10 protein-coding genes are annotated in these 10,507 nt (G+C 68.6%); 9 read left to right on the top strand and 1 reads right to left on the bottom strand.

Annotated features, from left to right (window positions below; all coding sequences use genetic code 11):
• The first annotated feature begins 62 nt into the window (after nucleotides 1–62).
• The 4 genes from npdG to GPA27_RS26775 are packed head-to-tail and all read left to right on the top strand — an operon-like array spanning nucleotide 63 to nucleotide 4,497.
• Nucleotides 63–740 (top strand): NADPH-dependent F420 reductase, encoded by a 678-nt coding sequence (gene npdG / locus GPA27_RS26790; RefSeq protein WP_169143476.1) that lies wholly within the window; start codon nucleotides 63–65, stop codon nucleotides 738–740.
• A 12-nt stretch (nucleotides 741–752) separates the two neighbouring features.
• Nucleotides 753–1,460, top strand: a complete 708-nt coding sequence (gene cofC / locus GPA27_RS26785; protein ID WP_169143475.1) for a 2-phospho-L-lactate guanylyltransferase — start codon at nucleotides 753–755, stop codon at nucleotides 1,458–1,460.
• Nucleotides 1,412–3,808 (top strand): 5-amino-6-(D-ribitylamino)uracil--L-tyrosine 4-hydroxyphenyl transferase CofH, encoded by a 2,397-nt coding sequence (cofH, locus tag GPA27_RS26780; protein ID WP_169143474.1) that lies wholly within the window; start codon nucleotides 1,412–1,414, stop codon nucleotides 3,806–3,808. The genes cofC and cofH overlap by 49 nt, the downstream gene beginning before the upstream one ends.
• A gap of 41 nt (nucleotides 3,809–3,849) precedes the next feature.
• A complete protein-coding gene (locus tag GPA27_RS26775; RefSeq protein ID WP_169143473.1) occupies nucleotides 3,850–4,497 on the top strand; it encodes an SRPBCC family protein in 648 nt (215 codons plus the stop codon).
• Between the two features lie 59 nt (nucleotides 4,498–4,556).
• On the opposite strand, the gene GPA27_RS26770 is transcribed toward GPA27_RS26775, so the two are convergent.
• A complete protein-coding gene (locus GPA27_RS26770; protein WP_169143472.1) occupies nucleotides 4,557–5,753 on the bottom strand; it encodes an XdhC family protein in 1,197 nt (398 codons plus the stop codon).
• Nucleotides 5,754–5,993: 240 nt separating this feature from the next.
• On the opposite strand from GPA27_RS26770, the gene GPA27_RS26765 reads away from it, so the two are divergent.
• From GPA27_RS26765 to GPA27_RS26745, 5 genes are all read left to right on the top strand, one after another.
• A complete protein-coding gene (locus GPA27_RS26765; protein ID WP_169143471.1) occupies nucleotides 5,994–6,998 on the top strand; it encodes an AraC family transcriptional regulator in 1,005 nt (334 codons plus the stop codon).
• A 109-nt stretch (nucleotides 6,999–7,107) separates the two neighbouring features.
• The gene (locus GPA27_RS26760) at nucleotides 7,108–7,932 is read left to right on the top strand and encodes an SDR family NAD(P)-dependent oxidoreductase (RefSeq protein WP_169143470.1); all 825 of its coding nucleotides are present in this window, start codon (nucleotides 7,108–7,110) and stop codon (nucleotides 7,930–7,932) included.
• Nucleotides 7,933–7,942: 10 nt separating this feature from the next.
• Nucleotides 7,943–8,713, top strand: a complete 771-nt coding sequence (locus tag GPA27_RS26755; RefSeq protein WP_169143469.1) for an SDR family NAD(P)-dependent oxidoreductase — start codon at nucleotides 7,943–7,945, stop codon at nucleotides 8,711–8,713.
• An 8-nt stretch (nucleotides 8,714–8,721) separates the two neighbouring features.
• Nucleotides 8,722–9,351, top strand: coding sequence for a nuclear transport factor 2 family protein (locus tag GPA27_RS26750; RefSeq protein ID WP_169143468.1), 630 nt, complete (start codon nucleotides 8,722–8,724; stop codon nucleotides 9,349–9,351).
• An 11-nt stretch (nucleotides 9,352–9,362) separates the two neighbouring features.
• Complete coding sequence (locus GPA27_RS26745) at nucleotides 9,363–10,427, top strand: alkene reductase (protein WP_169143467.1); 1,065 nt, start codon at nucleotides 9,363–9,365, stop codon at nucleotides 10,425–10,427.
• Nucleotides 10,428–10,507 lie beyond the last annotated feature (80 nt).

Below are 10,507 nucleotides of genomic sequence, written 5' to 3'. Positions count from 1 at the left end.
GAACGATGCTGCCCGCCTCCCCCGGCTGATAGCTTTGGCCTCACATCGAAAAGAGGCCAGACATGACAAACGGGACAGAACGAATTATCGGCGTGATCGGCGGGACGGGGCACCTGGGTGCGGCGCTTGCACGACGCTGGGCCAAGCACGGCCACAAGGTCGTCATCGGGTCGCGCGACGCGGACAAGGCCCGTGCGGCGGCCGACGCGCTGGGGGCCGAACTGGGGCGCGAGATCGCCTCCGGCACCAACCTCGACGCGGCACGCCAGGCCGACATCGTCGTCGTGACGGTTCCCTTCTCCTCGCAGGCCACCGTGCTCGAGGAGATCCGCCCTGCGGTCGCCGGCAAGATCGTCGTCGATACCACCGTGCCGCTGGTGCCGCCCAAGGTGATGCGGGTCCAGTTGCCGCCGGAAGGCTGCGCGGCGCTGCGCGCGCAGGCGCTGCTTGGCGAGGACGTGCGTCTCGTGTCCGCCTTCCACAACGTCGCGGCGCACAAGCTCGCGACCGATGCCGAGGTCGAATGCGACGTGCTGGTGTTCGGCGACGACAAGCCGGCACGCGCCGTGGTCGCGGCGCTCGCCGACGACGCCGGCCTGCGCGGCCTGCATGCCGGGGCGCTGGCGAACTCCGCCGCCGCCGAGGCACTGACCTCGATCCTGATCTTCATGAACCGCAACTACGCGGTGGACGGGGCAGGCGTGCGCATCACCGGCGCACTCGCCGCGTACGCCGACTGACCGGGGCCGACGGTGAGTTGCTGGGCGCTGATCCCGATCAAGTTGCCCGCCCTGGGCAAGGGTCGGCTGGCCGGCGTCCTCGGCCCGGGCGAGCGTCAGCGCCTGGTGCGCGCGATGCTCGATCGCGTGCTCGACGCACTGCTCGATTCGACACTGGTCAATCGGGTCGCCATCGTCACCCCCGCAACCAATCTCACCTCCCGCCCCATCGAAATCCTGCCCGACCGCGGCCTCGGGCTGAACGGCTCGGTGCAGCAGGCCGGTCTCACCCTCGCCGAGCGCGGAGCGACTGAACTCGTCGTGATGCACGGCGACCTGCCGCTCGCGCGTCCGGAGGACATCGACGAGCTCGTACTGCGGGGCCGCCAGGCGGGCCTCGCGCTCGCACCCGACCAGGCCCGCGTGGGCACCAACGCCATCTATCTCAAGACCGGCAGCGGCTTCCGCTTCCAGTTCGGCACGGAAAGTTTCCCGATCCACCTTGCCGAGGCGCTGCGCTGCGGACTGACGCCGACGATCGTCGAGCGGCCGGGACTGGCTTTCGACGTCGATCTGCCGGCCGACCTCGCGCACTTCGCGCATCCGCTCCCCCACTCACTTACCCACACTCTGACGCCCCGCCGCGACCCAGCGGGCCGCCACTTCCCCACCCTCCACCGGAATCCCATGCCATGGCCGACAGTGCACAGCGAATCCTTGCCGACGTACGCGCGGGACTGAGGCTAGACGCCACAGGCGCTGCGATTCTCGCAGCCGCGCCCGAACTCGAACCGATTCTGGCAACGGCGGAAGCACTGACCTTCGCCGGCCACGGCACCGCGGTCGGCTGGTCGCGCAAGGTCTTCATCCCCCTCACGCACCTGTGCCGCAACCGCTGCGGCTACTGCACCTTTGCCGAGAGTCCGCGCGCAGGAACATCGGCCTATCTCAGTCCGGAGGAGGTGCTGGCAATTGCCCGCGCCGGGGCCGAAGCCGGCTGCCGCGAGGCCCTTCTGACGCTGGGCGAACGGCCCGAGCTGCGCCACCCGGCCGCGCGCGAGGCACTCGCCGCGCTGGGCTTCGACAGCACGGTGGACTACGTCGCCGCGATGGCGCGCCGCATCTTCGACGAGACGGGATTGCTGCCGCACCTCAATCCCGGGACGCTCTCGGCGGCGGAGCTCGCCCGTCTGCGACCGCATGCGGCATCGATAGGCATGATGCTCGAATCAACGGCCACCCGCCTGTGCGAGCGTGGCGGCCCGCACTGGCAGTGCCCCGACAAGCATCCCGACGTGCGGCTCGCGACCCTGCACGCCGCCGGCGAGCAGGCGATCGCGATGACCAGCGGCATCCTCATCGGCATCGGCGAAACGCGCCTCGAACGGATCGAGGCCCTCTTCGCCCTGCGCGAACTGAACGGTCGTCACGGCCACATCCAGGAGATCATCGTCCAGAACTTCCGCGCCAAGCCGCGCACCGCAATGGCGGACGCGCCCGAGCCGGATCTGGCCGATCACCAATGGACGATCGCCATGGCGCGCCTAATCTTCGGCCCGACCATGTCGATCCAGGCGCCGCCAAACCTGCGCCCGAGCGAACTGGCACCGCTGATCCGCGCCGGCATCAACGACTGGGGCGGGATTTCACCGGTCACGCCCGACCATGTGAATCCCGAGGCCGTGTGGCCGCACATCGCCGCGCTGCGGCAGGAAACCGAGGCAGCCGGGCGGGAACTCGTCGAGCGCCTCGCGCTGGTCCCTGCCTACGCCCGCGACGCCGCCCGATGGACCGCGCACGACCTCGCACGCGCCATCCTGCACCGCACCGACGCATCGGGCTTCGCGCGTGACAACGCCTGGCACGCCGGCACCGGTGCCCCGCTCCCGCCGTCGATTGGCGGCGGCGCCCGAAGCAACGCGCGTGCGCCGTCGAGCACTGTCCTCCGGCTGATCGACGAGGCCAGCGCCGGCCGCAACCTCGCCGAGGATGGGATCGCCACCCTTTTCGAGGCGCGCGGCGCCGACTACACGGCCGTCGTCGAGGCAGCTGACCGCCTGCGCGCGGCCACCGTCGGCGAAGGCGTGTCGTTCGTCGCCAACTGCAACATCAACTACACGAACATCTGCAAGCACCGCTGCGGTTTCTGCGCCTTCGCGAAGGGGCGCAGCTCCGAATCACTGCGCGGCCCCGCGTACGTGCTCGGGGCCGACGAAGTCGGACAGCGCGCCCTGGAAGCACACGGACGCGGCGCCACGGAGGTCTGCCTGCAAGGGGGTATCCACCCCGACTACACGGGCCAGTCCTACCTCGACATCGTGGCAGCAGTGCGGGACGCCGTGCCGGACATGCACATCCACGCTTTCTCGCCGCTCGAGATCCGCCACGGCGCGGCCACCCTGGGGCTGTCACCGGCCGCGTTCCTGCGCCGCTTGCGCGACGCGGGTCTGGGCAGCCTGCCCGGAACGGCAGCCGAAGTGCTCGACGACGAGGTGCGTTCGAAGCTGTGCCCCGACAAGCTGGGCTCCGAAGAGTGGCTCGCCATCGTGCGCGCCGCCCACGAGGTGGGGGTGCCCACGACCTCGACGATCATGTTCGGCCACGTCGACACCCCGCGCCACTGGGCCCGCCACCTCCTCAAGCTGCGCCAGCTGCAGCGCGACACCGGCGGCATCACCGAATTCGTGCCGCTGCCCTTCGTGCACATGGAATCGCCCCTGTGGCACAAGGGCGGCAGCCGCTCCGGCCCGACGGCGCGCGAGGCCGTGCTGATGCACGCGGTCGCGCGCCTCGCGCTGCACCCGCTGATCCCGAACATCCAGACCTCGTGGGTCAAGATGGGGCCAGCGGGCGCAGCGAGGTGCCTGCAGGCAGGCGCCAACGACCTCGGTGGCACGCTGATGTATGAATCGATCACACGCGCGGCCGGCGGCCTGAACGGCCAGGAAATGGACGGCATCGGCATGAATCGCATCGCCACCGCCATCGGCCGCTCCCTCTGGCGCCGCAACACGGTCTATGGCCGTGTCGCCGCAAGCGAAAAAGCAGTGAGCGCCGAAAGCAGCGAAACCGCGGCCTGCCTCGGCTAAAGCGCCGCAAGAACCACTACAACTACTACCAAGGAACGGACATGGCCCTGCAAATCCAGGAGAAATTCGAGGTCGCCGCGCCGGTCGACGCGGTCTGGCAGTTCCTGCTCGACCCTCAGAACGTCGTCGCCTGCATGCCGGGCGCCTCGCTGACGGAGATCGTGAATCCCGACAGCTTCATCGGTGCGGTGAAGCTTAAGATCGGCGCCGTCACGGCCCAGTATCAGGGCACGATCACCTACGTCGAGAAGGACGTCGCCAACCGCACGGTGAAGCTGCTCGCGTCGGGTAACGAGCGCGGCGGCGGCACCGTGAGCGGAACGATCGTCACCCGACTCACCCCCTCGCCCGACGGCCGCGGCACCGAAGTGAGCTGCGAGTCGAACATCGACCTCACGGGGCGCATACTGCAGGTCGGGCGCGGGATGATCGAGGGTGTGTCGGCCCAGATCATCAAAAAGTACGTGAACAACGTGCGCGCACTGCTCGAAGTGCCGCGTGATGAAACCTCCACGGCTTCGGCCGCCACGGGCGACAGCGGCTATGCGGCGCAGGTTGCGGCGGAGGCCTCCCCGCCTCCGCGTGCCGTGCCGCGCAAGGAAGACTCGATCAACGTCGTCGGTGTCGTGTTCAAGGTCTTCCTCGATCGCATCGCCGCGCTGTTCAGGCGCGTGTTCGGGCGGGCCTGATCTCTGCAAGGGGGCAACGGTCGCCTTCCGCCCGAGAAATATCTGCGGGGCGCTGGCCGTCAGTCGACGCCCACCCCGCAGACCACCTCGCTGCGCGGCACGCACAAGGCGAGCGTCGTTTCGAGCGCCTCGTTCCGCGGATGCAGCGGCCCGCGCCGTTCCCGCGCGAGCCCGCCGCTGCGCCCCGTGACTGCGGCCCGGATCTCCGCGACGATCGCCAGCGCGATCTCTTCCGGCGTATCGGCACCGATGTCCAGTCCCGCGGGCCCGTGCAGCCAGGACGCTGCCTCGCCGCGCGGCATCAGACCCTCAGCCTCCAACGCGGCGAGCAGGCGCGCGGTGCGGCGTTTCGGGCCAAGCAGCGCGACGTAGCGCGGCCGGCGCGGGATCAGCGCACGCAGCACGCGCAGGTCCTCGAAAAAGTTGTGCGTCATCACCACGGCGATCGCCCCGCCCTCGTCCGCCAGCCCGTCGAGCGCATCGCCCGCGTCCGCGACGAGCACGCGTTCGGCGGCAGCGAAGCGCGCGTGGATGCGATGGCCGGCGGTGCGCGACACCACACTCACGTGCCAGCCGAGCGCCTGCGCAAACTGAGCGAGAGGCACGGCGTCGTGGCCGGCCCCGAAGATAGTCAGCGCCAGCGGCGGCGCGACGAACTCGACGAACGCATCGATTTCCCCTGCTGGCATGCGGATCCGAGCGCGCCCCGAACGCCCCGCGCGCAAGGCCTTGCCGGCCTCGGCCAACAGCCGGTCGCGCGTCGAGTCATCATCGATCCCGGTTGCACAAGTCGAACCGTCGTCCGCGAGCGTGAGGCGCGCGCCGATGCGCGTCCCGACCTCACCCTGCACCGCGAAGACCGTGGCGACCACACCCTTTCGGCGGTGTCGCAGGCACTCCGCGATGAAGTCGAGCGCCGCGGCAGGCCCGTCGGGCGCAAGGGGCTCGACGAGCACGACCACCACCCCGTTGCAGCCGAGCGCGTAGCCTTCGTCGAGATCTTCTCCGGTGGAGTCATACACGGTCACGGCGGGCTGGCCGTGGTGCAGCACGCGGGCAGCCTGGCGGAAGACATCGCGTTCGAGACAGCCGCCGCTGATCGCGCCCTCGGCCTCGCCGTCCGCGCTCACGAGCATGCGCGCGCCGGGGCGCCGGTAGGTCGATCCTTCGACAGCCACCACAGTGGCCAGCGCAGCCATCTCGCCGCGCCCGCGCTGGCGCGCGGCAGCCTGGATGATTCGCTGCATTTCGTTCATCGGCGACCTCCGTTCCGGTATCACAAGACGTGCGCGAACTGTCGTCCGCGGCGCGCAAACCGGCATCGTTCCTTTGCATTACGCGCCGTTCGCACCCTAAACCATCGGGCCGGAAGGGGATTTAATGCGATCGGGTGATGCGCGCCCACCGGTCATCGACGACGATTCCCCCACGGCCTGAGGCGCGGCAAGCACCCCAGCCAGCGACCCGGCAAGCGACAGATACGGACGGAGACGGCGATGAATGATCTGAAACCGACTGGCAAACTCGACTTCTATCTCGCCCGCATGGCCAGCCGCGGCATTGGCGCGGAGCGCGTGCTCGCCGGCACCGGCCTGCGCGCCGGGCAGCTTCAGGAACATGGCCTCCAGCCGCACCCGCCGCAGTACCGGCGCGTCATCCTCAACATGCTGGAGCTCACGCGCAACCCGTGGCTCGGCATCGCGCTGGGCGAGGAATTCCGCGTCAGCGACCTGGGCATCCTCGGCTACGCGGCGCTCAGCGCCTCCACACTCAAGGACTCGCGCGAACTCTACGATCGCTACCGCGGCCTCAACGAGCACATCTTCTCGACCACCAACTACATCAAGCACGGGCGCTGGTTCTCCGAGATCCACGACGTCTATCGTCTCGGCGACGTGATGCGCTTTGCGGTCGAGGAGTTCGTCAGCCAGACCATCCAGCTCGCGTCGTCCCTGACGAACCGCCCCTTCCCGATCCTCGAGCTGCACCTGACCTTCCCGCAGCCTGCCGACGTGACGCCCTACATCCGGCGCTTCAATTGCCCGATCTACTTCAACCAGTCGCGCAACCTCGTCGTCTTCGACATCAACCGACTGCAGGATCCGATCAGCCTCGCCAACCCCGAGGTCTTCAAGCTGTGCGCGAGCCAATGCGAGATGCTCGCCGCGCGCCAGCGACGCGACGTGCGGCTGTCGGAGCTGATCCGCGACCACCTGGTGAACCATCCCGGCGACTTCCCGACCCTGGAGGAGATGGCCGGCCACCTCAACATCGGCGCGCGCACGCTGCGCCGGCGGCTCGTCGACGAAGACCAGAGCTACCAGAAGATTCTCGACGACACGCGCAAGGATCTCGCGATGCAGTACCTGCAGCACACCGCGCTGACGCCCAAGGAGATCGGCTACATGCTCGGCTACAGCAGCGTCAGCAACTTCCGCCGCGCCTTCAAGGCGTGGACGAACCAGACGCTCTCCGACGCACGCCTCGCGCACGCCGCCTGAACCCACGGGGCATCCCGCTTATCCGGCGATAGTCCCATCGGACGATGGCACGCCGGAGCGGGATCCCTACGCTCACCCCACGCAAACAGACATTTCCAGGAGACAAGGCATGAGATTCGCAGGGAAAGTGGCAGTCGTCACCGGCGCCGGCCAGGGCATGGGACGCGCAATCGCACTCCGCCTCGCGCAGGAAGGCGCCACCATCGTCGCAGTCGATGTGAACGAAGCCAACGCGAAGGAAACGCTGGACCTCGCGGGGAGCAAGGACGGCATCGCGCGCGTCTGCAACATCGCCGACAGCGCCGCGGTGAAGGCCCTGTTCGAGGAAGTCGACGGCCGCTACCGCCGCCTGGACGTGCTCGTGAACAACGCCGGCATCGGCAGCGCCAAGAACGACGGTTTCGACAAGCTGCTCGCGCGCATGAACGACCGCGGCGAACAGATGGCCCGCGGCGAGAAGCCCACCGTGTATCCGGACCTGATCTGCGACATGGCCGACGAAGGCTGGCGCGGCGTCATGCAGGTCAACCTCGACGGCACCTTCTTCTGCACCCGCGAGGCCGTCCGAGTGATGATCAAGCACGGCATCAAGGGCGCGCTCGTCAACATCTCCAGCACCGCGGCGATCTCGGGCGAAGGCGCGCTGCACTACGCCGCCTCCAAGGCCGCGCTCACCGGCATGACGCGCAGCCTCGCACGCGAACTCGCGCCGCGCGGCATCCGCGTGAACAACGTGATGCCCGGCCCGGTGAACACGCCGATCATGGCCAACGTCTCGCAGGCGTGGATCGACTCGATGGTCGCCGGCATCCCGCTCGGCCGCATGGCGGAGCCCTCCGACATCGCCGCCGTGGTCGCCTTCCTCGCCTCCGACGACGCCGCGATGGTCACCGGTTCCGATCTCGTCGCCAACGGCGGCTCGTACTTCAAGTAAGGGGATGACCATGTCCGGAAAACTCCAAGGCAAGGTCGCCTTCGTCACCGGCGGCGGCTCCGGCATCGGCGCCGCAACAGCCCACCGCCTCGCCGCCGAGGGCGCGACCGTCGTCATCTGCGGCCGCCGCAAGGAACCGCTCGACGAGGTCGTCGCGGCCATCGTCGCGAAGGACGGCAAGGCCGAAGCGGTCGTCGTCGACGTGGGCAACGAGGCGCAATTCGTCGCCGCGCTCGAAGACACCGCCAAGCGCCACGGCCACCTCGACATCCTCGTGAACAACGCGATGGCCTACACCTGGGGCGCCATCGAATCGACCTCCACCGCCGACTGGCACGCCAACTTCAGCACCTCGGTCGATGGCACCTTCTGGGGTACGCGCACCGCGATGAAGCTGATGAAGGGCCGCGGCGGCGCGATCGTGAACCTGTCGTCAATCTGCGGCACGCTCGGTACGCCTTGGATGGCCGGCTATTCCGCCGCGAAGGCCGCGATCATCAACTTCTCGCGCGCCGCAGCCGCCGAAGGCGCCCCGGACAACATCCGCGTGAACGTCGTGATCCCCGCCGTCGTCGAGACCCCGGCCACCGCCGGCATGCTCGCCGACGAAAAGTCGCGCCGCAACACCGAAAAACTAATCCCGATGGGCCGCGTCGGCCAGTCCGACGAGCTCGCCGCAGCGATCGCCTTCCTCGCCGGGCCGGACGCCTCGTATATCACCGGCGCCGCGCTGCCGGTCGATGGCGGCCGCTCCGCCGTGCTGGTCACCGCGCTCGAATGAGGGACGCAATGAGCACGCCCACGCTCGAAGAACGCATCGACCGGCTCGAATCAATCGACGAAATCCGTCAGCTCGTCGCGAAGTATTCGCTGTCGCTCGACATGCGCGACATGGACGCGCACGTGAACCTGTTCGCGCCCGACATCCGTGTCGGCCGCGAGCGGGTCGGCCGCGCCCACTTCAAGGCCTGGCAGGACGACACGCTGCGCGACCAATTCACCGGCACCTCCCACCACCTCGGCCAGCACATCATCGAGTTCATCGACCGCGACCACGCCACCGGCGTCGTCTACTCGAAGAACGAACATGAGTGCGGCGGGGAGTGGGTGATCATGCAGATGCTCTACTGGGACGACTACGAGCGCATCGACGGCCGCTGGCTGTTCCGGCGCCGCCTGCCCTGCTACTGGTACGCCACGGATCTCAACAAGCCGCCGATCGGCGACATGAAGATGCGCTGGCCGGGGCGTCAGCCCTACGCCGGCACCTTCCACGAGCTCTTCCCGTCGTGGAAGGAATTCTGGGCCAACCGTCCCGACAAGGAATCACTGCCCGAAGTCGCGCCGCCCGCGCCGCTGGAGAAGTTCCTCGAGACGATGCGGCGCGGCACCCCTGCGCCGAAGATCCGCGTCCGCTGAAGGAGCCCGACATGCCAGACCTATTTTCCCCGCTCACGCTCGGCGACATTGAACTCGCCAACCGCATCGTCATGGCACCGATGACCCGCAGCCGAGCGGGCACGGGCGACGTGCCGACCGATCTGATGGTCGAGTACTACCGCCAGCGCGCCACCGCCGGCCTGATCGTCGCCGAAGGCACGCAACCGAGCGCCAACGGCAAGGGCTACTGCCGCACGCCGGGCATCCACACCGCAGACCAGATCGCCGGCTGGCGCAAGGTCACCGACGCGGTGCATCGCGAAGGCGGGCGCATCGTGCTGCAGATCATGCATGTCGGGCGCATCGCCAACCACCTCAACAAGGATCCCGGCACCGAGACCGTCGCCCCCTCGGCGATTCGCGCCGCCGGGAAGATCTTCACCGACGCCGCCGGCATGGTCGAGCACGACTTGCCGCGCGCGCTGCGCACCGACGAGATTCCGGGCGTCATCGCCGAGTACCGCCGCGCAACCGAGAACGCCCTCGAGGCCGGCTTCGACGGCGTCGAACTGCATTGCACCAGCGGCTACCTGCCGATGCAGTTCCTCGCCGCCAACACCAACCAGCGCGACGACGCCTACGGCGGAACGCCACAGAAACGCCTGCGCTTCGTCGTCGAGGCGCTGGAAGCGATGGCGTTCGCAGCCGGCTCCGGGCGCGTGGGCCTGCGCATCTGCCCGGCCAACCCGTTCAACGATGTCCTCGATGACGATCCGGTCACGACCTATACCGGACTGCTGCAAGCCATCGACCCGATGGGCCTCGCCTTCCTGCACGTGATGCGCTCGCCGCTGCGCGAACTCGATGCACTCGCGCTCGCCCGCTCCAATTTCCGCGGCCCGATCATCGCCAACGACAGCTTCAAGCTCGCCAGCGCGCAACGCGTCATCACCGAGGGCAAGGGCGAGGCGGTTTCCTTCGGGCGCTATTTCATCGGCAACCCGGACCTCGTCCGCCGCTTCCGCGAGGGAGCCCCGCTCGCCGAGTTCGACCAAGGCACGCTATACACCCCGGGGCCGCGCGGCTACACGGACTATCCGTCGCTGGCCGCCTGAAGCGCATAATTCCTCCCCCTTCAAGGGGGAGGTCAGGAGGGGGATGGGTTTCGGCGGCGCCGCTAAACCCATCCCCACCC

Source organism: Aromatoleum toluolicum (assembly GCF_012911005.2).
In the GTDB taxonomy this organism is placed as follows: domain Bacteria; phylum Pseudomonadota; class Gammaproteobacteria; order Burkholderiales; family Rhodocyclaceae; genus Aromatoleum; species Aromatoleum toluolicum.
This window is presented reverse-complemented; position numbering and strand designations above follow the sequence as displayed.

Excerpts from the sequence above, each read along its gene's own strand:
- GPA27_RS26770 (WP_169143472.1), bottom strand. The coding sequence starts at position 5,753 with ATGAACGAAATGCAGCGAATCATCCAGGCTGCCGCGCGCCAGCGCGGG.
- GPA27_RS26750 (WP_169143468.1), top strand. The coding sequence starts at position 8,722 with ATGAGCACGCCCACGCTCGAAGAACGCATCGACCGGCTCGAATCAATC.
- npdG (WP_169143476.1), top strand. The coding sequence starts at position 63 with ATGACAAACGGGACAGAACGAATTATCGGCGTGATCGGCGGGACGGGG.
- GPA27_RS26760 (WP_169143470.1), top strand. The coding sequence starts at position 7,108 with ATGAGATTCGCAGGGAAAGTGGCAGTCGTCACCGGCGCCGGCCAGGGC.
- GPA27_RS26755 (WP_169143469.1), top strand. The coding sequence starts at position 7,943 with ATGTCCGGAAAACTCCAAGGCAAGGTCGCCTTCGTCACCGGCGGCGGC.
- GPA27_RS26745 (WP_169143467.1), top strand. The coding sequence starts at position 9,363 with ATGCCAGACCTATTTTCCCCGCTCACGCTCGGCGACATTGAACTCGCC.
- GPA27_RS26765 (WP_169143471.1), top strand. The coding sequence starts at position 5,994 with ATGAATGATCTGAAACCGACTGGCAAACTCGACTTCTATCTCGCCCGC.
- cofH (WP_169143474.1), top strand. The coding sequence starts at position 1,412 with ATGGCCGACAGTGCACAGCGAATCCTTGCCGACGTACGCGCGGGACTG.
- GPA27_RS26775 (WP_169143473.1), top strand. The coding sequence starts at position 3,850 with ATGGCCCTGCAAATCCAGGAGAAATTCGAGGTCGCCGCGCCGGTCGAC.